Here is a 23816-nt window from a genome sequence, read left to right on the forward strand (position 1 = left end):
CCACGACACGGTCACGGCGGTCGGCGGGCCAGGTCGGGTCGACGGGGACGAACGCGCCGCCAGCGCGCAGCACCGCCACGAGTGCCACGACCATCTCCGCGGAACGCGGCAAGGCGATGCCAACGGTGACCTCTGGCCCAACGCCTTCGGCTTGCAGCTTCGCGGCCAGGGACGCGGTAAGTGCGTCCAGCTCGCCGTAGGTGAGCCTGCGCGATCCGTCGACAACGGCGACCGAGTCGGGTGCGGCTGCCATTCGGTCGGCGACCATCGCGGTAAGAGTGCGGGTCACCTCGGGTTCGGCCGTGTCGTTGAACGCGTCAAGGACCGTGCGGCGCTCGGCTTCGGCCAAGAGGTCGATCTGGCCGACGCGCTCCGCAGTGGCGAGGTTGTCCAGCGCGATAGCGAGGCGCTCGGGAAGGTCACCGATTTCGCCGTGGTAGCGCAACCGCAGGTCTTGGCCCGGGTGGGCCACTACGGCGATGGGGTAGTGCGTCGCGTCATGGCCGACGGCGCCGGTGACCCGGAGTTCCGCCTGCGTGGACTGCTCGGCAACGGGGTAGCTCTCGACGACCAACAGGGTGTCGAACAGCTCGCCCACGCCCGCAAGCCGCTGGATCTCGGCGAGGCCCACGTCGTGGTGGTCGATGAGCGCCGCCTGCTCGTCCTGGACGCGACCGAGCAGGGCAGCGGGTGACTCCGCCGGGTCGAGCCGGATCCGGACGGGCACGGTGTTGATGAACAGCCCGACCATGTCGGCGATGCCTTCGACCGTGCTCGAGCGACCAGACACGGTGGCGCCAAAGAGGACGTCGTCGCGGCCCAGCAGCCGGGCCAGGGTGAGCCCCCACGCGACCTGGATGACGGTATTGACCGTGACCCGGTGTGTGCGGGCGATCTCGGCGAGGTCACCGCGCACCGGTACGACTACCTCGCGCGGGGCACCGGAGACCTGCGCGGCTGGCGCAAGGATCGTGGGCTCGGTAGTGCCGTCGAGCGCGGTCTGCCACGGGGTGGTGTCGCGTTCGGCGAGGGAAGCGAGGTAGCGGCGGTAGTCACCGACCTCGGGCAGGTCAGTGCCGGAGTAGAGGGCGATGAGGTCACGCACCAGCAGCGGACCTGACCAGCCGTCGAGCACCAGGTGGTGATTCGTGACTACGAGCCTGGAGCCGACCAGGGTGAACCGCACAAGCGGCCCGGCCGCGATGTCGAACCCGCGCGCTCGGTCCTCTTCCAGGAAGGTGTCCAGGTCCTCAGCGGTCTGGAAGGGGATCCCGTTCAGCGGCGAGACCACCTGGACCGGCGTGCCTGATTCCGTTGTCAGGAATGAGGTGCGCAGGTTGGGGTGTCGGTCGAGCAGAGCGCCAACGGCCGCCCGCAGGCGAACCTGGTCGATGTCGCCTTCGAGGTCGAGCACTAGCTGGACGGTGTAGACGTCGTTCATCTCAGCCAGGTAGAGCAGCCCTGTCTGGAGCGGGCTAAGAGGCCAGATGTCGGTCAACGTCGGGTAGGTAGCGCCCAGGGCATCCACATCGGACTGGGGAAGTGCCACGAGTGGGAAGTCAGACGGCGTGTGTTCGACAACGTTGGACGAACGGGCGTCCGCAGCGAGAGCGGTGACTGCTGCGGCCCAGGCCGAGGCAGTATCGGCGACATCAATAGCTGCGCAGGCGCCGGGAGCGTAGGTCCACTCTGCGACGAGAACAGCACCATCAGCGCGGTCTTCCACGGCAGCGTTAACTGCGATGGCATGGCTTACCGGCATCTGCGGTTCTGTACCGCCACCGAGCGCGTTGGCATCAGGGGCCGGTGTCCAGGGTCGGCCGTCCAGAGTGAACCGGCCCAGGTAGTTGACCAAGACCTCGGAGGCAGGGCCTCCGATGAGGCCGTAGCCGATGCCATTGTCGGGCACCGCGCGTGCCTGTTCCTTGATCTGCTTGAGCCCACCTGCCAAGCGCAGCGGGTGCAGCGAGGTGAACCAACCGACGGAACGGGTCAGGTCCGCGCCGGGGACGGCCTGCTCCTCGCGACCATGCCCCTCGATGTCGACTCGTGTCGGACCACCGGCCACGGCGGCAAGCCCCGCGAGGATGGCCTCCCGCACGCCCGCGCCGAAGCGGCGGGGCAGCGTGGTCAGCAGGGTCGAGGTGGTCTCCGGGTCCAGCTCAACCCGTTCGATACGGGTAGAGCCTGCGGTATCGCGAGCAGGATCCAGGGGCTCTGTTCCCCAGGGTCGAACCGGCTCATTGAGCAATGCTCGCCAGAAGTCGCCGTCGGTCCTGGGTCGGGTGATGAGTTCCCGTGCCCAGAGCCGGAACGCGGTGGACTCCGCGGGCAAGTCGCCATCGCACGCTGCGGCAAGGTCGCCTGCGAGTACTCGCCAAGAGACGCCATCGACCACAAGGTGGTGGGCAGCGATGAGGAGCCTGCCGACACCGTCCCAGCGGAAGGCGATCATCGAGCCTGCCCGGGGGTCGAGCGCGTCGAGTGCCTCAGCCACGTCCCACGCACCAACTCGCAGCACATCGCTGAGGCGGGGGGCATCGCCAATGGTCAGCCCGGTGTCGGTAAGACGGGCGCCCAGGATGCTGTGGGTCGCGAGGACCCGACCAATAGCGAGCCTGAGGGTGTCCTCGGTGAGACCTTCAGGAGTGACCAGCACCGTGGTTTGGGCGAACCGGCGGTTAGGGCCGCCCCGCTCGACCAGGTCCCGCATGACGGGGGTGAAGGGCATCTCGCCAGTAGGCGAGCCGACTAGTCCGGTCGCGACGGTAGAGCTATGTGCGGCAAGAACTTGGACGGTGCGGCGTTCGAAGACATCACGTGGTGCGATGCCGATGCCAGCGGCTCGGGCAGCAGTGACCAACTGGATGGACATGATGCTGTCGCCGCCGATGGCGAAGAAGTCGTCATCGATGCCGACCGACGGCAGGCCCAACACCGTCGCGAAGACCTCCGCCAACGCACGCTCGGCAGGGGTTTCCGGACGCTTGGACGACACCACAGCCGTGAAGTCGGGTTCTGGCAAGGCCGCGCGGTCGACCTTGCCGTTGGCAGTAAGCGGCAACTGTGCCAAGGCGACAACAGCACCCGGTACAGCCTGCTCAGGCAGGGTGTCCTTAAGGGCTGCGCGAACGGCGGCGGCGTCGACTGATTCGGGGGTGACATAGCCGACCAGCCGTCGGTCGCGGAGAACGACAGCGGCGGTGCGGACACCGGGCAACGCGGATAGGGCTGCCTCGACCTCGCCGAGTTCGACGCGGAATCCGCGGATCTTGACCTGGTCGTCGGAGCGGCCCGCGAACCTCAGCGAGCCGTCCCTATCGCGGCGGACAAGGTCACCGGTGCGGTAGAGCCTGCCTTCGCCGAAGGGGTTGGCCACGAACTTCTCGGCGGTCAGTGCCGGTCGGTTCAGGTAGCCACGCGCGACCTGGGCTCCTCCGACATAGAGCTCGCCGACGACGCCGGCAGGCGTGGGCCGCAGCCACTCGTCGAGGACGTAGGCGGTGGAACCCGCGACCGGCGCACCGATGTTGGGTGTGTCGCCGGTGATCGTGGCCATCGTGACCATGACGGTGGTCTCGGTCGGGCCATAGAAGTCGAACGCCCGGAAGTCGTGCAGGTCTTGGGAATGATTGGCCAATCGATCCCACAGCGCAGTGGGCACGGCTTCGCCACCCATCGCGACGGCCCTAACGCCAGTCTCGAGCAAACCGCGGTCGACGAGCATGGCGATGGTGCTGGGGGTGGCCTCGACGAAGTCGATCTGGCGCTCGGTGACGGCGGCGAGGTAAGAGGCCGGGTCGGCGTACTCGTCGCGGGTGAGCAAGTGCAGCTCGTGTCCATCGAGCAGCCACAGCAAGGGCTGCCAAGACGCGTCGAAGGCGAAGGAGAACCCGTGCGCGACCTTGAGGCGCCCACCGGCCGCTACAGGCTCGAAGACATCGGCGTGGTTGGCGCTGAATAGAGAGGTGATCTGGCGGTGAGCGACCGAGACGCCCTTGGGCAGGCCGGTGGACCCCGACGTGTAGATCACGTAGGCGGCGCTGTCGGCGTGCGGTAGCCGGTTGAGCGGAGTGTCAGGGCTACCTGCGATCGCCGGGTCATCCGGGTGCAGGGTCGGCACGTCCGCCGCGAGGCTGTCGGTGATGAGGAGAACCGGCCGGGCGTCGCTGAGGACGTGGTCAAGTCGGGCACGGGGGTAGTCCGGGTCCAACGGCAGGTAAGAGGCGCCTGCCTCGATCACGGCAAGCAGAGCCACGACGAGGTTCGTGGTCCGGGGCAGGGCGACGGCGACGATGTCTTCGGTACGGACCCCGAGCCTGGTCAGGTGGTGCGCGAGCTTGCGCACCCGTGACCCCAGCTCGCCGAAAGTGAGCGTCTCGTCGGCCACCAACGCGATGGCGTCCGGCCGAGCGGTGATCTGGGCGGCGAGCAACTCCGGCAAGGTGCGCGCGCCTTCAGGGAGCGGGTGGGACACCGGCCAGGTTCGCTCCGTGGCCGTGCGGATGTCGACGGTGGACAACCGAGCCCCGGGGTCGGCCGCGATCGCCTCGAGCAGAGTCGTGAGCCGCCAGGCGAGGTCAACTGCGGTGGCGTGATCGAACAGCGCGGTGGCGTGGTCGACGGAGATGTCGATGCCGCCCTCGGCGCGCTCGGCCAGGGTGATCGTGAGGTCGACCTTGGCGGTGGTCAGCTCGACCGGCTCGACGTCGCCACCGTGGCCGGGCAGGCCAGGGCGGGCCGTCGGGGCGGCGCGGTGCACGAGCATGGTCTGGAACAGCGGGTTGCGGCCGAGCAGCCGGGTCGGCGCCAGGTCGTCCACGACGCGGTCGAACGGCACGTCCTGGTGGGCATAGGCGGCCAGGTCGGCGGTGCGGGCGCGGGCGATCAAGTCCGTGAACGACGGGTCGCCCGCGGTGTTCAAGCGCAGCACGACGGTGTTGACCAGGAAGCCGATGAGCCCGTCGAGTCGCTCGTCGACGCGGCCCGCGACGGGCGCGCCGAGCGGGATGTCGGTGCCCGCGCCGAGGCCGGTGAGCAGGGCGGCGACGGCGGCGTGGCCCACCATGAACAGGGACGCGCCCTGGTCGGCGGCGAGCTCGGTGAGTGCCCGGTGGGTGTCGGCGCCGAGCTCGGCGCGCACCCTGGCACCGCGGTGGTCGCTCGCGGCGGGCCGGGGCCGGTCGGTGGGCAGGGGGATCTCGTCGGGCAGGCCGTCGAGCGCGCGGCGCCAATAGGCGAGCTGGGTGTCGGCGACGGTGTCGAGGAGGGTTCGTTGCCAGACGGCGTAGTCGGCGTACTGGACCGGCAGTGGCGCGAATACCGGCGCTTGGCCTGCCTTGCGCGCGCTATAGGCCGTGCCCAGCTCAGCCCAGAGGGTCGCCTCGGACCACTCGTCAGCGGCGATGTGGTGCACGAGGACGAGCAGGACGGATGCCGTCTCCGTTGTGAAGATCCAGGCGCGGACCGGGATGTCGGTAGCGAGGTCGAACGCGTGCTCGGCGGCGGACGTAAGCAGCGCAGGTAGCTCTGCCTCGGTTGTGGGGACCACATCGAGGGTGGGCTGCCGTTCGGTGATGACCTGGTGGGTGTCGGTGAGGATCGTGCGCAGCGCTTCGTGGCGGACGGCCAGATCGTTCAGCGCCGCTTGGAGAGCGGGGATGTCGATGTCGCCGGTGAGGCGGGCGGTGAAGGGGATGTTGTAGGTCGGGGAAGGCCCCTCGACGCGATAGGCGAACCAGAGGCGCTGCTGGGCCGCGGACAACGGGGGGAGTTCGGGACGAACTAGTTCCCCGGGAACCGGGCGATGAGTAGCGGCTACGTCCGTGCGGGCGGCCAGGCCAGCGACGGTGGAGGCCTCGAAGACGTCTCTTACCGACAGCTCGGCGCTTAGCCCCGTGCGGATTCGGTTGACCAACCGGGTGGCCAGCAGAGAGTGGCCGCCTAGAGCGAAGAAGTCGTCCTCAACACCGACCGCGTCCAGTCCGAGCAAGTCGGCGTAGGCAGCACAGAGAAACTCCTCGACGGCGTTCGCCGGTGCGCGCGTTACGTCGGTGATTGCCTGCGGCTCCGGTAGCGCCTTGCGGTCTGTCTTACCGCTAGGGCTCAGCGGGACACTGTCGATGCCCACCACGACTGACGGCACTAGGTGAGCGGGAAGTGTCTTTGCGAGTTCGTCCTTGACGCGAGTGCTGGCGTCGGCGGGAACCACGTAACCGATGAGCCTGTCTTGCCGGACAGCGGCGACGGCGTGGGTGACGCCATCGACGGCCATCATGGCCGCCTCTACCTCTCCGAGTTCGATGCGGAACCCGCGCAGCTTGACCTGGTCGTCAACACGGCCCAGGTACTCCAAGAGGCCGTTGTTCCACTGGGCGAGGTCGCCGGTGCGGTAGAGCCTTCCCGGCGCGAACGGATTCGCGACGAATCGCTCTGCAGTCAGCCCCGGCCGGTTGAGGTAGCCCCAGGCGAGCTGTACACCCGCCAGGTACAGCTCGCCCGGGATGCGTGGGGGAACCGGGCGCAGGTTGCGGTCCAGGACGTAGGTCTGGGTGTTCCACACCGGGCGTCCAATAGAGACAGTTCCAGCGTCGGCAACCTGAGCTGCGGTGACGTCGACAGATGCCTCGGTAGGCCCGTACAGGTTGTGCAGCTCGGCGGAGCTAACCGATCGGAACTCGTCTCGTAGGTCCTCCGGTAGGGCTTCGCCTGAGCACAGCACTCTGCGCAGCGAGCTGACTCGCTTGGCAGCCGGGTCGGCCACGAACGCGCGCAGCATGGACGGCACGAAGTGGACCGTGCTGACGTCGTGCCGCTCGATCACCTCGGCCAGGTACGCCGGATCGCGGTGCCCGCCCGGCTTCGCGAACACGAGGGTGGCGCCGGTGATCAGCGGCCAGAAGAACTCCCACACCGACACGTCGAAGCTGGCGGGCGTCTTCTGCAGCACCCGCTCCCCTTGGGTGAGGCCGTACTCGGCCTGCATCCACGCAAGCCGGTTCACGATCCCCGACTGTGGGACCACAGTGCCCTTGGGACGACCAGTCGATCCGGACGTGTAGATCACATAGGCCGCGCGGTCACCGTTCACCTCCGGTGCCGTGGACGGCTTCCACGGATAGGTGCCATCGAGGACGAGCGGGTCCTCGACCAAGGCAGGCCCGCCGGGGAACGAGATCACCACTGTCGGGGCGGCGTCAGCGAGCATGAACGACAGGCGCTCAAGTGGGTAGTCGGGGTCCAACGGAAGGTAGGCGCCACCGGCACGTTGGACGGCGAGCAGAGCCACGATAAGAGCAGCTGAACGCTCCAACAGCACGCCGACGACGGAACCCGCTCTAACACCGCGAGACCGCAGCTCGGTCGCGAGCGCGGACACCTGAACGTCGAGTCCCGCGTAGGTGAGGCTCGTGCCGCCGTCGACGATCACGGCGGTGTCAGATGGGTGATCGTGAACCTGTGCCGCGAACAGTGCGGGGATCGACTCACCGGCCACCGGCACGCGGGCGCCCTGCCACAAGGAGGTCACGGCCGCGCGTTCGGCGGAAGACAGCAGCTCCACCGACTCCACAGGGACATCCGGTGACGCCACTACGGCAAGCAGGAAGGTCACTAGGCGCGCGGCGAACGCCTCGATCGTCGCGCGGCGGTACAGGTCCTCGGCGAACTCGACGAACCCGGTCACACCGTCGGCGCTCTCGGACACGTCAACCGTCAGGTCGAACTTCGCCGTACCGGTGTGCACGAGTTCAGCGGACGGGGTTGGGAGCTCCGGGTGGTACGCGAACAGCACCTGGAACACCGGGTGCCTGCCCGCGGACCGGCGTGGCGCCACGGTCTCCACGAGCCGCTCGAACGGGGTGTTCTGGTGGTCGAAGGCGGCCAGGTCCGCCGCGCGAACACGAGCCAGCAGCGCGGCGAAGGAAGGGTCGCCGGAGACATCCGTGCGCAACGGCACGGTGTTCACGAAGAAGCCGATCAGCGGGTCCAGTACCGGGTCGACCCGGCCCGCGGTGGGTGTGCCGATGACGATGTCGGTTCCCGCACCCGAGCGTGCGAGCACGGCAGCGACTGCGGCGTGCAGGACCATGAACACACTCGTGCCGGACTTCAGCGCGAGCGCGCGCACGGCGGCGTGCAGATCGGCCGGGATCTCCAGCGGCACTGTGTCGCCGCGGTGCGAGGCTCGTGCGGGGCGGGGGTGGTCTGGCCTGAGGCCGACCTCGTCCGGCGCGCCACGCAGGGTCTCGGCCCAGAACTCCAGGCCGTCCTCAGCCAGTCCCCGCTGCCATACCGTGAAGTCCGCGTATTGCACGGCCAACGGGGACAACGATGGCGTTGAACCGGCCACCCTGGCCTTGTATGCGACCTCTAGGTCGGCTACCAACGGTCCTAGCGACCATTCGTCGCCAGCGATGTGGTGCAAGACGAGCAGGACAGCGTATTCGAGGACATGTACTCGAAGTGGCGCGTCCGTGCGTAGGTCGAAGGGCGCACGCGCAGCCTCATCGACAGAACCACCCTCGATGACGGTAGGCCAAGCTTGTCCGATGACCTGGTAGGCGATCCCGTCAGCGTCAGTGGCGACGACAGTGCGCAGAACTTCGTGCCGTTGCGCGACATCCGCTACCGCCGCACGCAGCGCAGTGACATCTACTTGCTCGTTGAACTGCAGCAGCAGGGGAATGTGGTAGGTCGGGTCCGGACCATCGAGCTCGTGAACGAACCACAGCCGGCGCTGCGCGAACGACAACGGCACCCGCTCCGGCCGCTCCCCCGCGCGCGGACCGGTTACGGCGGCGGCTGCCGTGAGGTGATCTACCAACCCGGCCACCGTCGGCGCGTCGAACACCGATCGGATGGACAGTTCCACGCCCAGTTCGACCCGAGCCCGAACACTCAATCGAGTCGCCAGCAGCGAGGTACCGCCAAGAGCGAAGAAGTCGTCGTCAATGCCGACGCTGCGAACGCCTAGGACCTCGCCCACGAGATCGCACAGCGCGCGCTCGCGCGGGTTGCGCGGCGCCCGCCCACCGCCGACAACATCCGGCGCAGGCAACGCACGACGGTCTACCTTGCCGTTGGGAGTCAAGGGAATCTCGCCGAGGCCTACGAGCGCTGAGGGCACCATGTACTCCGGTAGAGCTGCCCGGGCCCATTCGGTCAGATCGTCTGGCACGGACGGGACGAGGTAGGCGACCAGTCGTTGTTCCGCCAGGCTCGCGCCGTGCGCCACCACGACAGCCCGCTCAACCGCGGGATGCCGGGCGAGGACGGTCTCGATCTCTCCGAGCTCGATGCGGAATCCGCGCACCTTCACCTGGTGGTCGACTCGGCCAAGGACGTGCAGAAGTCCGTCTTGTCCATACCGGGCGAGGTCACCGGTGCGGTACATGCGGCTACCGGGCGCCCCGAACGGGTCGGCGGTGAAGCGCTCCGCGCTCAGCCCCGGCCGGGCGTGGTACCCGCGCGCCAGGCCATCACCGGCGATGTAGAGCTCACCAGCCACCCCTGCGGGCACAGGCTTAAGAGCACCATCAAGCACATAAACGGTTGTGTTGGCGATAGGCCGCCCGATGGCGGTCTCGGCGCCAGCCAAGTCGTGCGCGGTCGACCAGATTGTGGTCTCGGTAGGCCCATAGAGGTTCGTGACACCACGAGAGCGGATGAGCTCCCGGGCTAGGTCACCTGGGAGTCCTTCCCCGCCGACCAAGACCCGCAGTCCCTTGATGGCGCCGGGATGCGCGGCGACCAGTGCTTGCCAGAGCGACGGAGTCGCCTGCATGACGGTGGCGCCATCGGCGATGACAGCGGACAGCAGGGCCGGATCGCGTGCCGTGTCGCCGTCCACCAACCGGACAGTGGCACCGGAGAGCAACGGGACGAACAACTCCAGCGCGGAGATGTCGAACCCGACCGTCGTCACCGCGACCAACACGTCGTCGGCGCCAAGAGCGAACCGCTCGACCATGTCCAACAGGAAGTTGACCAACGCGCCTGACGGGACCACCACGCCCTTGGGGCGGCCCGTGGATCCCGAGGTGTAGAGCACATACGCGGCCTGGTCGAAACTCACCGCGACAGGGCTGACAGGGCTAGCAGGGCCGGTGCCGATCGAGTCGAGCTGCAGTCCGCCAGCACCTACAACGAGCACAGGCGAGGAGTCCGCGAGCATGTACTCCAAGCGGTCTGCCGGGAAACCTAAGTCCAGCGGCAGGTATGCGGCGCCAGTCGAAGCAACCGCCAACAGCGTCGCGACAAGGTCAACCGTGCGAGGTAGGGCTACCGCCACAACCGTTTCAGGTCCAGCTCCACGCTCCCGCAACGCGGCCGCGATCCCGCCGACGCGCTCCACCAGCTCGCGGTAGGTCATCGAGCGCGAGCCATCTCGCACAGCTACCCGGTCCGGAGTGCGCTCCGCCTGCGCCACGACCAGTTCAGCCAGCCCAGCAGCTGGGCGGGTAAGAGCCGGCCCCACTGCCGAAACAGGCTCGTCCACCAGACCCAACCGACCCGTCGGCAGATCTGCCTGTGCCTCAACCAGGCCGCGCAGCACGGTGGCGAACGCGTCGAGGTAGCCGGAGAGGTCCGCGTCGGTGTACCGGGCGGGGTTGCCGTCGACCTCGACCTCCAGCGACCCCTGCGCGCTGTAGACCGTGAACGACAGGTCTTCCACGGGTCCGGCCGCCAAGTAGTGCACGCCCGACTCGACCCCGCCGAAATCCAACTCCGCCCGGTACGGCTTCAGGTTCACCCACGGACCGACCAACCGACGCCCCGCAGCGAGCAGGTGCGCGTCCCGGCGCACGTCCTCACCGCGATAGGTCTGGTGTGGACTGACCGCTCGCATCTCGCCACGCACAGCTGCGAGCAGATCCCCCACTGTCATGCCAGGCGACACCGCGACCCGCAGCGGCAGGACGTTGACCGTCGTCGTCGGGATACGCGCCGACACTGAACCGAGCCGCCCCATCATCGGCAGGCCCAACACGACCTCGTCGGCCCCGGTAGTCCGGTGCACCAGCAAGCCGACCGCTGCCGCTACCAGAGCCGGACCGTGCAACGCGTCCAGCTGCAAGGCAATGCTGCCGCGCAGGCGGCGGAACCCCACCGCCGACTCGGTCACGCTCGAAGGCGACACGACCTCAGGCAGATCAGCGACTCGCTCAGCCCACCACTGGCGGTCTGCGTCGAACTTGTCCGAAGCGTGGTACTTCGCCTGCTCCGCTACATACGCCGACACCGGCGCGAACGGATTGGGGCCAGCTTGCTCTCCAGCGGTAAGGGCCCGGTAGACCTCCGCCACCCGGCGTCCGACCAACGAGAACCCGTAACCGTCGAGCACGATGTGGTGCGCTCGTAGGTACCACAGGTGGTGCTCGGGCCCCAGCACGAGCAACGCTTGCGCGGCCACTGGTCCCTCGACCAAGTCGACCGGCCGGGCTAGGTCGTCGTCCATCCAGCGCCGGGCAGCCACCCGTGGGTCAGGTGCACCGCTCAGGTCCACTAGGTCTACCGGGACCTCGACAGCGCCAGGGAGCTGAGTGACCTCGTCGCCGTCCACGGTGAACACCGTGCCCAGTGCCTCGACCTCACCCGCGATAGCGGTAAGGGCGCGCAAGAACGCCGGTGCGTCAAGCGGTCCGCGGAGCTCAACCGCCTCGGCAACGGTGTACCCGGCGCCGGTGGCGTCGAGCCGCTGAGCGAACCACAGCGCCTGTTGCGCGGGCGAGAGACCCACTCGGACAGACATCCCCGCACACCCTTTCCGGGACGGCCTTCACCGCGCCGGGACCCGTGTCGTCCCGGCGTCGGTTGGATTTCATCGGAGGAAGCGGTCTACTCGTCCTCGGCGTGCCCACGCCGCCAGTAGCCGCTGAAGTACACGCGCTGCTTGGTGAGGTCCCGCTCCAGCACCAGGGTCGCGCGCACGGCCTGCACGGCCGAGGACTCCCCCGCGACCCACGCGTAGGTGCGCGGGTCGACCGACTCGGCGCGCACGGCGTCGGCGAGCCGGGTTCCCGTACCCGGTTCGGCGCCATCGCGGTGCAGCCAGGTGACCGACAGGTCGGCCGCGGACCGCAACGGCTGCTCCTCGGCCGCGGAATCGACCTCCACCAGCACCCGGGCAGGCACACCTGCCGGGAGTGACGCGGCGATCCCGCTGATCGCGGGCAGCGCTGTCTCGTCGCCGACCAGCAGGTAAGCGCTCGTGTCGGTAGGTGGGCCAAAGCTGCTCAGGCAGCCATAGAGGCCGATCTTGTCGCCTTCCCGCGCGGCAGCAGCCCAGCGCGAGGCGGGGCCGGTGTCGCCGTGCAATACGAAGTCGATGTCGAGTTCACGCTCGTCCGGTCGCGCCGCCCGCACCGTGTAGGTCCGCACGATCGGGCGCAAGCTCTCCGGGATGGCGCGCATCGCGTCCCAGAACGGGACCGCGTCCGGTACCACTACCTCGGCACCCGGGGCGGGCGGCAGCAGCACCTTGCAGCGGGGTTCCGGCCCGACCTCGGTGTAGTGCGCCAGATCCGCCCCGGTCAGGGTGATCCGCACGGTGTGCGGGGTGACCCTGGTGGTCCTGGCCACGGTGAGCCGGTACGGGCGCAACGAATCGCGTCCGGCCGGGCCCCGGCCCGCCACCGCTGGCGCGCCCACGGTCAGGCGCTCGCCCGGTCGGCGTCCATCCGCTGGGCCAGGCTGCGCGGGCGCATGTCGGTCCAGGTGGCCTCGATGTGGGCGAGCACGGCGGCGCGGGTGTCCGGGCCGAACACGACCTGCCAGCCCGCCGGGACGTCGACGAACGTCGGCCACAGCGAGTACTGGCCCTCGTCGTTGACGAGGGCGTGGAAGGTGCCGTTCTCGTCGTCGAACGGGTTGGTCGACATCGCGCGCACTCCTCAGGGGATACCGGAATCGTTGGTTAGGCTAACCTAATTCGCCGGTCGGGAAAAGTGCCAGCCACCCCGGTGCGCGTTCGGTCACACAGTCGAGATCAACGGTGGCCGAAAAAGTCCAGCAGCAGCGCGTTGACCGCGCCGGGCTGCTCCAAATAGCCGTAATGCCCCCCGTCGGCGACCACCTCGAAGCCAGCGCCGGGGATCGCGGCGGCGACCTCACGACTCAGGTGCGGCGGGGTGACCACATCGTCGGCGAAGGCGATGACCAGCGTGGACGCGGTGATCCGGGCGCAGTGGGCGAGCAGTCCGGGATCGTCCACGATCGCCATCTGCGCCAGCACGCCGGGCCCCGCGGGCTGGGTGGCGAACTCGAGGATGTCGAGCCATTCCCGCGCTTTGTCGGTGTCGAACAGCGTGCGCGGAGAAAGGTTCCACAAAGCTGTAGAAGCTGCGTGATAGCGCGGCGGCAATCGAATGCCCGCGGCCGCCAACTCCAACTCGCCCGCGTCGAAGGCGGCGTGCAGCGCCTCTTGACGGGAGCGGGTCGCGATCAGCACGAGCCGGTCGACCAACCCGGGCCGGGTCGCAGCGACCTCAACGGCGATGCGCGCGCCGAGGGATGTACCGACAAGAGCGATCTTCGGGAGCTCCAAGTGCTCGGCAAGGGCAACGACATCGGCTGCCATGTCGGGCACGGTGATGCCATCAGCGCACTCGGAGGTGGGCGCGATGCCCCGGTTGTCCACGGTGATCACGCGGTACCCGGCGGCGACAAGAGCGGGCTGCTGGTGCAGGTGCCACACGCGGCCTGAGCTGCCAGTGCCCATCAGCATCAGGACAGGGTCACCGGTGCCCTTGTCGTGGTAGCTCAGACTGATGCCGTTGAGGTCGACTACCGGCACTAGATGGCCCTTTCTTCGTGGACGACCCTTCCCTCAGCGAGCCGGACCACGCGCGGCAGCCGCTCGATGGTGGCCTCGCGGTGGGCGATGACGATGAGGGTACGGCCGGTGTGCAGCCGGTCGACAGCCCGTTCCAGGCGGGCCGAGGTCTGCGGGTCGATGTCGGCGGTGGCCTCGTCGAGGATCAGGACCGCCGGGTCGACGAGCGAGGCCCGGACCAGACCGAGGATCTGCCGCTCCCCCGCGGAGAGCCGATCACCGCGACGCCCGACGACCGTGTCGAGGCCATCGGGCAACGACGCCACCCAATCGTCGAGGCCGAGCGCGTGCACGGCGGCGACCATGTCCTGGCGAGTTGGCGCTGTCGGCGCCAAGGCGAGGTTATCGGCGATCGTGCCATCGACCAGGTGGACCTGTTGCGGGACGAGGACAAGCCTGCCACGCAGGTCAGCCTCATCGAGGTCGGCGAGGTCGACCCCGCCGAAGGTGACCTTGCCGCGGTCAGGGGTGTAGAGGCCGCTAAGCAGCTTGGCGAGGGTTGTCTTACCGGAGCCCGTTTGGCCTACCAGCCCAGCGCGGTCGCCTTCGGTGAAGGACACCGAAACATCGTGCAGTACCTCGGATCCGTTGACGTAGGCATAGCCAAGATCCGAAGTGGACAGTTCCGCGCGCTCGGGAGCCGTAGCGGACGCGCCGCTCTTACCTTGCCGCTCGGTCGCGTCCAGGAGGTCGAGCAGTCGGGCAAGGCCAACGCGGGCGAGCTGCATCTCGGCCAAGAGCTCGGAGAGGTTGAGTACGCCCTCGAACAGGTTCCTGGTGGCCAGCACGAACACCACGACGGTGCCGACGCTGATCTGGTCGGAGGTCACGAACCACACGCCGAGGAGCAGCAGCACGGCGGTGGAGAGGCCCTCAAGCAGACTCATCGTCTCTAGGCGGTTCTGCACCGCGACCGTGCGGTTGGCCGCTTTAAGTGCCTCATCGTTCGATCGGCCGAAGCGGCGCAACCGAGCACCGACACCGCCGCCGAGCCGCAGCGTCTCCCCCGCCGCGACGAACTCGGTGAACTGGGCGGCCATGGTGGCCTCGGCGGCGGCCTGGTCGCCGAACGCGTCGTCGGCGTCGCGCTCGAACCAGCGCAGCACCAGCACCGCGGCGGGCACGAAGACCGCCAGCAGGATCAGGGTCAGCAGCCAGGAGTAGGCGAGCAGGACCACGATCGTCATGCTCAGCGTGATCAGGGCGCCGAGCAGGTCGGGCAGGCTGGCGCGGACGAACTGGGCCAATTCGGCGACCTCGCCGGTGCTGCGGCGCAGCAGGTCACCGGTGCGGTGCGCCTCGATGAAGCGCAGCGGCGCGGTCGCGAGCCGGTCCACGACCAGTTCCCGCAGGTGCCGCACGACCCGCTCGCCGACCGAGGTGAGCTGCAACTCGGCGGCGGCGAGCAGCACGAGCCTGCACAGCGTCAGTCCGACGAGGACGAACACCGCCAGCCACAACCCGTCCCGGTCCTTGCCGAGCACCGCGTCCACGCCCGACCCGATGACCGGGGCGATGCCGACCACGGCCGCGGTGGCCGCGGCGGTGGTGAGCAGGGCGGCCGCGATGCGCCAGCGGTGCGACCGCAGGTAGGGCCAGAAGCGGCGCAGCACACCCTTGGTGGACGGCGCCTCGGCGAGGGTGCGGATCTCAGCCACCGACGACCTCCATGTCTTCGGCGAGGGTGATCAAGCGGTCCGCGGCGGCGACAACGGCCGGGCGGTGCGTGACGAAGATGATCGCGGTGTCGGGAGACCAGTCGCGCAGCCTGCGCAAGATGGTGCGCTCGGTGTCGGCGTCGACCGCGGAGGTGACGTCATCGAGCACCAGGACCGGCGGCTTGTCCAGCAGACCCCGAGCCAACGCGAGCCGTTGGACCTGCCCGCCGGAGAGAGTCTCACCGCGCTCGCCCACGACGGTGTCGTAACCGTCGGGGAGGCCCTCGATGAACTCGTCGAGGGCGGCGACGCGGCAGGCCTCACGCACGAGGTCGAGATCGATGTCCCGGTCAAGAGTGATGTTGTCGCGGATCGTGCCGGATAGCACCACCGGGCGCTGCGGCACCACGCCGATGCGGCGCCACACCTGCTCCGGGTCGGCCAGCCGCAGGTCGATCCCTCCGAAGTGGACGGTGCCGTGCTCGGGATCGTCCAACCGGCACAGCAACCGCACCAGCACCGACTTGCCGGACCCGGTCGGGCCGGTCACGACGACCAACTCCCCCGGACCGGCGACCAGGTCGACCGGGTCGAGCACGGTGCGGCCCTCGCGCACCGCGGTGACGCCGACGGCGGCGAGCATGCCGGTCTCGGGCAGCGGCCGCGGGTCGGCGGGGGCGGCGACGGCGGGGCGGGCGGCCAGCACCTCGGCCACGCGCGCCGCGGCGACCCTGGCCTGGCCGCGGTTGACCAGCAGGTCGACCAGGACGGTCACGGCGACCGTCATGGTGATCATCCAGGAGGTGAAGGCGACCAGGGAGCCGACGCTGATCCGGCCGTCGATGGCGGCGAGCCCGCCGACCGCGAGGCCGATCGCCACGGCCAGCCGCAGCAGCGCGGGCGGGGCGGAGACCCACCACGCCGAGATCCGGGCCACGCCCAGGGTGTGCCGGGTGACGTGCGCGCTGACCTCGGTGTGCCTGCGCACCAGCACCTGCTCGCCGCCAAGGCCGCGCACCGCGGCGCTGGCCGAGAGCAGGTCCTCCACCGCGTCCGCGCGGGTACCGTGCGCGCCGGAGAGGCGCTCGTTGGCGGCGCGGTACCGGCCGGGGAACTGGGCGTTGAGCAGGCCGAGCAGCGGCATCGCGACCAGCAGCACGGTGAGCAGCACCGGGTCGAGCACGGCGACCGCGGGCACCACGACCAGCACGGTCACCGCGACCCGCGACCAGCGGGTCAGCCCCTGCACCCAGGCGGTGATCATCTCGGTGTCCCTGGTGACCCGCATCGCGAGGTCACCTCGGCCGAACGGCGCGAGGGCGGCGCGGTCGAGGGCACCGACGCGGTGCGCGAGGTCGGCGCGCAGGGCGTGCGCGATCCGGTTGGCGGCCAGGTTCGCCCACCACTTGCCCGCGATCGCGGCGGTGAGCATGACGAGGGCGACCACGGCGGTGGTGACCGACCAGAACGCGGTGCGGCCGGTGTCGCCGGGCGCGATGCCCTCGTCGAGGCCGTGTTGGACGCACCACGGCAGGGCGAGCAGCGCGGCCTGTTGGACCACCGTGGCGGCCAGGCCCGCGCCGAGCACGACCCGCTCCCCCCGCAGGCCGCTGCGCAGCAGATCCACCCCGGTGTCCTCCCTGTGGGCGCGCGCGAGTCAGGGCGCGCTAAGAAAAGTTAGGTCATCCTTACTTGCCACCCGGTGGGGTGTCAATGTGATGGATCAGCGCCGTCCGGAACGCCACTCACTCGCCAACAACCAGGCAAGGTAGAGCCCACCGAGAGCGGCAGTGGCAACTCCGACCGGTAGCGCGTTCTGGCCGAAAACGCGTTGCGACAACACATCTCCTGCCAGCAATAGCGCCCCACCCATGGCCGCGGCGGGCAATATGGCGACCCCGGCCGAACCGGCCAGTCGACGCGCCAACTGTGGCGCGGCAAGTGCGACGAACGCGATAGGACCCGCGCACGCGGTCGCCACTGCTGTAAGGGCAACGCTGATGACAACAAGCGCGAGACGGGTGGGCTCGGTGCGGATGCCGAGCATGGTCGCGGTCTCGTCACCCATCTCGAGTAGACCCAACCTTCGGCCTAGCACCAATGCGGCCGGAAGGAGGAGCGCGAGCGCTATAGCTACCGGAAGTACTTCCGACCAGCCCCGACCGTTAAGGCTGCCGACGAGCCAAACCTGGGCTGATTGGGCTTGACGAAGACCGGCCCTGGTGAGGATGTAGGTGTTCAGCGAACCCAGGACGGCTGTGACGCCGATGCCAATGAGGATCAGTCGATAGCCCTGGACGCCTGCCCTATAGGCGAGTCCGTACACGATGATCGCCGCGACGATGCCGCCCGCGATAGAACCCAGGGCGATCTCGGTGATCCCGCCGCCGAAGACGATCAGCACGAGGATGGCGCCGGTGGCGGAGCCGGTGGAGAAGCCGATGATGTCGGGGCTGCCCAGGGGGTTGCGGGACAGGCTCTGGAAGATCGCGCCGCTGATCCCCAGCGCGGCACCGACGATGACCGCGATGGTCACCCTGGGCAGGCGCAGGTCGAAGACGATGTACTTCTGGCCGCCGGTGCCCGCGCCGTTGAGCGTGTTCAGCAACTGGGTCAGGTTCAGGGGGAAGTCGCCGGTGAGCATGCCGAGCACGGCGAGACCAAGCGTGGCCACGAGCAAGGCGATGACCACGATGATCGCGCGGGGGTGAGCTCGGGTGGACAGGCCACCGACGCGCAGGGGGATGCCGGTCACCAGGCTCATAGGTGAGCCAGTTTCCGGCGCCTGCACAGCGCGATGAACACCGGGGCGCCGACGAAGGCGGTGATGATCCCGACCTCCATCTCCCGGGGCGAGATGATCAACCGGCCGACCACGTCCGCGCCGAGCAGCAGCACCGGACCGAGCAGGGCGCACAGCGGCAGCACCCGCCGCAGGTCCGGCCCGACGACGGCGCGGGCCATGTGCGGCACGGTCAGCCCGATGAACGCGATCGGCCCCACCGCGGCCGTCGCGGCCCCGCAGAGCAGGGTGATCGCCGCCGCGGAACCGAGCCGGACGGTGCTCAGGTTGACCCCGAGCGCGCGCCCGGTCTCGTCGCCGAGTGCGATCGCGTTGAGCGGCGCGGCCAGCCCGGCCGCGATGAGCAGCCCGGCGAGGATGAACCAGTGGACCTGCGACACGACGTCCATGCCGCGCTGGTCGAGCGAGCCGATCTGCCAGAACCGGAACTGCTGGAACGCCGCCGGGTCGAGCACGATCGTCGCGGCCACGAACGCGCCGAGGGTCGCGGTGATGGCCGCGCCTGCGAGCACCATCCGCTCCGGGGTCACCGCGCGCCCGGTCGAGCCGAGCAGGTAGACCAGGGTGGACGCGACGGCGGCGCCGAGGAAGGCGAACCAGATGTAGCCGCCGACGGTGGTGATGCCGAAGAAGGCGATGGCGGCCACGACCGCGGTGGAGGCACCGATGTCGACGCCGAGCAGGGCGGGGTCGGCGAGCGGGTTGCGGGTCAGCGACTGCATCAGCGCGCCAGCGACGCCGAGCGCGACGCCGACGAGCAGGCCGAGCAGCGTGCGCGGGACCCGCCGGTCCCAGATGATCGTCGCCTCGTCACCGGTGGGCAGCGCCCCGGTCAGCACGTCCCAGACGGTCGAGAGGGGGATGGTCCGGGACCCGATCGCCACGCTGGCCAGGAGGACGAGGACCAACCCCACCCCGAGTAAGCCGACCCGCACCGCACCTCCCAGACCACCAAGACCACCCTGTGAACTCAGGTTAGGCTCACCTTAGCTCGCCCAGGTCGCGCACCCACTGGACCCCCTCCACCTCGAACTCGGGTCCAACGCCGACGAACCCGAAGCCCGCACCCCTGGCCGCGTGCAGGTCCATGAGCGCGTCCCCGATGTAGACGGTGTCGGCGTCGCGGACGCCACTCTTGGCGAGGATCCGCCGGGCTTCCGCGAAGACCTCGGGGTCGGGCTTGTGCTTGGTCGTCCTATCGGCACCGTGCACGAACGCGAGGCGGTCGGCGGAGAAGCCCGCGTGGTGGAGGTCGGTGATGGCGGGGTCGGTGTTGGCGGAGGTGACGACGCCTACGTGGGTGCCGTTGTCGAGGAGGGCTTGAACGAGGTCCAGGGCTCCCGTGGCAGCGGTCTTGCGATAGAGGTGTTCGAGGCTGAGGTTGGCGGCCTTCATCTCGTCTAGAGGTGCGGAGTGGCGGTAGAGGAGCCCGATCAACTGGTCGTACGGCTTGCCCCAGTGCTCTCTTAGCTCGTCTTCGCTGAGCTCAATCCCGTAGAACCGCGCAGCCACGGCTTGGTGGTGTGCCCACTTGACGACTCGAGTGATGAGCAACGTGTCATCCAGGTCGAAGACCACCGCCTTCGCCTGCCACACGACATCGCGAACCCCCACTACGCCTCCCTCACCTTCACCGACCACGGAGAGCCGCCCTCACGCTAGCGGTCACTCCTCCGCTGCGAGCGCCGCCGAGAGGCGGCTGTAGATGTCGTCGAGGGCGGCCAGGTCGGCGTCGGTAAGAGGGTCGAGGAAGGTCCTTCGGACGGTCGCCACGTGGTCTGGGGCGGCGGCGGTGATGGCGGCTCGACCCTCGGGGGTGAGGCGGACCATGGCGCCCCGGGCGTCGTCGGGGCAGGTTTCCCGGGTTATCAGGGCTCGGGACTCCATGCGGCTGAGGTGGTGGGAGAGCCTGCTGCGCTCCCAGCCGACGGCGGTGGCCAGGTCGCGGGCCCTGACCAGGCCGTCCGGGGACTCCGAGAGGGGCACGAGCAGGGCGTAGTCGGCGAGGGAGAGGCCGCTGTCGCGGGCCAGGCGGCGTTCCAGGACGGCCTGGAGGTCGCGGTGCAGGGCCAGGTGGGCCCGCCAGACGCGGGCCTCGCGGTCGTTGAGCCACATGCGGGGAAGCTCCCGTCCACCAAGTTTGTTGATGTGTCATCATAAGGTGAATGGAGGCCCGCATGGAACTCGGCATCTACAGCTTCGCCGACCGCCACCCAGACCCGGTCACCGGCGCGCAGGTCACGGTGGCCGAGGCGCTGGCGAACACGCTGGAGCGCATCAAGCTCGCCGACGAGCTCGGCCTGTCCTTCTACGGGCTCGGTGAGCACCACCTCGACAGCTACGCCATCTCCAACCCGGGCACGGTCCTGGCCGCGGCGGCGGCGATCACCGAGCGGATCACGCTCAGCAGCGCGGTGACCGTGCTCAGCACCGAGGACCCGGTCCGGCTCTACCAGCAGTTCACCACCCTCGACCAGCTCAGCCGGGGTCGTGCCGAGCTGCTCGCGGGCCGGGGGTCGTTCACCGAGTCGTTCCCCCTCTTCGGCGCGGACCTCGGCGACTACGACGACCTGTTCGACGAGAAGTTGGCGCTGCTGCTGCACCTGGACCGCGAGGACCCGATCACCTGGTCGGGCCGGTTCCGCCCGCCGCTGGAGGACGCGCGCGTCCTGCCGCGGCCCTACGGCGAGCACCTGCGCATCTCGGTCGGCACGGGCGGGAACCCGCAGTCGTCCGTCCGAGCGGGACTGTTGGGCCTACCGGTGGTGTACGCGGTCATCGGCGGGCAGCCGGAGAGGTTCGCCCCGCTCGTAGACCTCTACCGGCGGGCAGGTGAGAGCGGCGGCCAGACCGGGTTGCACGTGACCATGGGCGCTATCGGCTTCATCTCGCGGAAGTCGCAGGAAGCCAAAGACACGTTCTACCCGTACTGGTTGGAAACCATGAAGTACGGCGCCCGGGCCCGCGGCTGGTCTGTGCCATCGCGCGCCGATTACGACAATTACACCCACAACGCCCAGGCGCTCTTCGCGGGGAGCCCGGACGAGATCGCCGACCGCATGATCACCGTGGGCAAGCTCGTTGGGGCCGATCGCTATGCGATGCAGATGGACTGGGCGGGTGTGCCGCACAAGGAGGTCATGAACGCCATCGAACTGCTGGGCACCGAGGTGCTGCCGCAGGTCCGCAAGGAGTTCGGCGAGTAGTCACGGCTCGATCATGGTGACGCCGTTGCCGGGGGTGTTGCCCATGGCCGTTAGCGCTGACGGCGCTTTCTCCAGTGGGATGGTGCGGGTGATGAGCAGGTCGGGGCGGAGGATTCCCGTCGACACCATGGACATCATCTCCGGGTAGGCGTGGGCAGGCATACCGTGGCTGCCCAGCATCTCCAACTCGTAGGCGATCACCCGCGCCATCGGCACCGGCGGGTCCTTGGGTAGCAGCCCCACCTGCACGTGCCGTCCACGGCGGCGTAGACAGGTGATCGAGGCCGCGCACGTGGCGGGGCTACCCAGCGCGTCTAGCGACAAGTGCGCCCCGCCGCGGGTGGCCTCGATGATCGCGGCCGGGATGTCCACCGTCGTCACCGGGTTGAGGCACGTCACCGCGCCAAGGGACGCGGCCATCTCCAGCGCGGCGAACGAGATGTCGACCGCGAGGACCCTGGCCCCCGCGGCGACCGCCACAGCGACCGCGGAGAGCCCGACCCCGCCGCAGCCGTGCACGGCGACCCACTCCCCCGGCGCCACCCGGCCCTGCGCGATCACCGCGCGGAACGCCGTCGCCACCCGGCAGCCCAGGCCAGCCGCGGTCGCGAACGGCATGTCGTCGGCCAGGCCGATCAGGTTGACCTCGGCGTCCTCGACGGCCACGTACTCGGCGAACGATCCCCAGTGGGTGAACCCGGGCTGGGTCTGCCGCTCGCACACCTGCTGGTCACCGGCGGCGCAGGACGGGCAGCGGCCGCACGCGCAGACGAACGGCACGGTGACCCGGTCGCCCTCCCGCCACCGGGTGACGTCCGCACCGACCGCCGCGACGGTGCCCGCCAGCTCGTGGCCGGGCACGTGCGGCAGCCGGATGTCCGGGTCGTGCCCGATCCAGCCGTGCCAGTCGCTGCGGCACAGGCCGGTCGCGGCGACGCTGATGACCACCCCGCGCGGGGACGGGGTGGGGTCGGGAACCGTCTCGACCCAGGGGTCCTCGCCGAACTGCTCGAACACCACGGCACGCACCGACCGTCTCCCTCCCACGCGCGGACCCGTCCAGCATTCGGGGACGGGCCACGCATGGTCAAGGGTCGCAAGCCAAAGGTCGGAAGCGGCGGTAGGGCAAGAGTCGGCAGACCACACCCGATAAGCGAGCCTGAGTCAGTACTACCGATGGCTCAACGAGGAGGCAGGACTGCCTCGATGGTGTCCGCAATACGCGCATGACCCGCCGCATTGGGGTGGATCAACGCCCAACCGCCGGAGCGGTCGACGATCCCCTCCACCCAGTTGGCCCCATCAGGCCTACACACGTCGTGTCCCAGCGTGGCGGTGTAAGTGTCGACATAGATCGCGTTGTGCATCGCGGCCTGCTGGGCGATCACCTGGTTGAGCCGCTCCAGCACATCCGAGCGCAGCCACCGCAGGTCTGGGTACGTGGCGGTGGCGAAGTTGCGCAGTGCCCGCGGGGAGTCGCCGTAGACACAGGTGTTGACGTCCTCGGGGATGATCGACGGGTAGCCGACGACGACCACGGAGACGTTGGGCGCCTGCGCGCGGATCATCTCTATAAGGTCGCCGTACTCCTGGCTGACGATGGTGAGCCGTTCGGTGACGGTAGGTACGCCGTCACCACCAGAGGTGAAGTAGTCACTGCAAGGGTGGTCAAGGTCCTTATCCGCGTAGCTGCCCAATTGCAAACACGCGTAGACCAACTCCAGGAACCCGAAGGTGTTACCACCGACGCCTATAGTCACCAGGTTCGCGCTCTCGGTGATGGCATCGATCTGCGGTGGCACTACCGGGAACGGGTAATCCGGGTCGAACACATCGAAGAAGGGCAAGTTGTAGCCGGTGGGTTCTTGCGGCTGGTTGTAGAGGTTCGCGATGGTCGCGCCCGCGCAGGTCACATTGGTCAGGTCGAACACCGCTGACAGCCGTTCGCGCAACAACTCCGGGTAAGAACCCGCCGTCCGACCACAGCCGTCGCGACCGCCGGACACGGCGAGCTCGACCCCGGCGGCGGGGATCGCACCGGCGGCATAAGAATCCCCCAGCGCCACCCACTGGTACGGCGCGGCGGGAGCGGCGTGGGCGGGCAACGCGGGCACGGTCGCGGCCAAGGTCACGGCGAGCGCGGTGGCGAGTCTGACGTGGGCACGCGTCATCGGATCTGCTCCTCGGGGCGACGGCGCCGCGCGGATCGGCGCGGCATCCCGAGTCGTACCGTCCACAGAGGGCGGACGCCAGCAGCCTCACCCACCCTGGTGACGGCGACCCTACCGTGGGGCAGCCTGGGCATAAGCCGCCCC

General features: G+C 69.1%; 13 protein-coding genes (1 of these 13 cut by a window edge). 1 reads left to right on the plus strand and 12 read right to left on the minus strand.

The window, feature by feature from the left end; genetic code table 11:
* From LV75_RS30280 to LV75_RS30325, 10 genes are all read right to left on the minus strand, one after another.
* A protein-coding gene (locus LV75_RS30280) for a non-ribosomal peptide synthetase (protein ID WP_253890775.1) crosses the window boundary here: on the minus strand, window positions 1-11752 show its 5' portion. It extends 7190 nt beyond the left edge of the window; only the first 11752 of its 18942 coding nucleotides appear in the window; its start codon is at window positions 11750-11752; its stop codon lies beyond the left edge, outside the window.
* Between the two features lie 86 nt (window positions 11753-11838).
* On the minus strand, window positions 11839-12651 hold the full coding sequence (locus tag LV75_RS30285; RefSeq protein ID WP_253890776.1) for a siderophore-interacting protein: 813 nt from the start codon (window positions 12649-12651) through the stop codon (window positions 11839-11841).
* A 2-nt stretch (window positions 12652-12653) separates the two neighbouring features.
* Window positions 12654-12881, minus strand: a complete 228-nt coding sequence (locus tag LV75_RS30290; RefSeq protein ID WP_253890777.1) for an MbtH family protein — start codon at window positions 12879-12881, stop codon at window positions 12654-12656.
* 107 nt (window positions 12882-12988) lie between these two features.
* On the minus strand, window positions 12989-13795 hold the full coding sequence (locus LV75_RS30295; protein ID WP_253890778.1) for an alpha/beta fold hydrolase: 807 nt from the start codon (window positions 13793-13795) through the stop codon (window positions 12989-12991).
* Window positions 13795-15492, minus strand: coding sequence for an ABC transporter ATP-binding protein (locus LV75_RS30300; RefSeq protein ID WP_253890779.1), 1698 nt, complete (start codon window positions 15490-15492; stop codon window positions 13795-13797). The genes LV75_RS30295 and LV75_RS30300 overlap by 1 nt, the downstream gene beginning before the upstream one ends.
* Window positions 15485-17119: an ABC transporter ATP-binding protein gene (locus tag LV75_RS30305; RefSeq protein ID WP_253890780.1), complete on the minus strand. Its 1635-nt coding sequence runs from the start codon at window positions 17117-17119 to the stop codon at window positions 15485-15487. The genes LV75_RS30300 and LV75_RS30305 overlap by 8 nt, the downstream gene beginning before the upstream one ends.
* A 96-nt stretch (window positions 17120-17215) precedes the next feature.
* Window positions 17216-18256, minus strand: coding sequence for a FecCD family ABC transporter permease (locus LV75_RS30310; protein WP_344799730.1), 1041 nt, complete (start codon window positions 18254-18256; stop codon window positions 17216-17218).
* The gene (locus LV75_RS30315) at window positions 18253-19230 is read right to left on the minus strand and encodes a FecCD family ABC transporter permease (RefSeq protein ID WP_253890782.1); all 978 of its coding nucleotides are present in this window, start codon (window positions 19228-19230) and stop codon (window positions 18253-18255) included. The genes LV75_RS30310 and LV75_RS30315 overlap by 4 nt, the downstream gene beginning before the upstream one ends.
* A gap of 46 nt (window positions 19231-19276) precedes the next feature.
* Window positions 19277-19909, minus strand: coding sequence for an HAD family hydrolase (locus tag LV75_RS30320; RefSeq protein WP_253890783.1), 633 nt, complete (start codon window positions 19907-19909; stop codon window positions 19277-19279).
* A gap of 51 nt (window positions 19910-19960) precedes the next feature.
* Window positions 19961-20410: a MarR family winged helix-turn-helix transcriptional regulator gene (locus LV75_RS30325; protein WP_253890784.1), complete on the minus strand. Its 450-nt coding sequence runs from the start codon at window positions 20408-20410 to the stop codon at window positions 19961-19963.
* A gap of 62 nt (window positions 20411-20472) precedes the next feature.
* On the opposite strand from LV75_RS30325, the gene LV75_RS30330 reads away from it, so the two are divergent.
* Window positions 20473-21501 (plus strand): LLM class flavin-dependent oxidoreductase, encoded by a 1029-nt coding sequence (locus LV75_RS30330; protein ID WP_253890834.1) that lies wholly within the window; start codon window positions 20473-20475, stop codon window positions 21499-21501.
* On the opposite strand, the gene LV75_RS30335 is transcribed toward LV75_RS30330, so the two are convergent.
* Together LV75_RS30335 and LV75_RS30340 are read right to left on the minus strand one after the other, a co-directional pair.
* A complete protein-coding gene (locus LV75_RS30335; RefSeq protein ID WP_253890785.1) occupies window positions 21502-22530 on the minus strand; it encodes a zinc-dependent alcohol dehydrogenase family protein in 1029 nt (342 codons plus the stop codon).
* Window positions 22531-22682: 152 nt separating this feature from the next.
* On the minus strand, window positions 22683-23672 hold the full coding sequence (locus LV75_RS30340; RefSeq protein WP_253890786.1) for an SGNH/GDSL hydrolase family protein: 990 nt from the start codon (window positions 23670-23672) through the stop codon (window positions 22683-22685).
* Between the last annotated feature and the right edge of the window lie 144 nt (window positions 23673-23816).

This window comes from Actinokineospora diospyrosa (assembly GCF_024171925.1).
Lineage (GTDB): Bacteria > Actinomycetota > Actinomycetes > Mycobacteriales > Pseudonocardiaceae > Actinokineospora > Actinokineospora diospyrosa.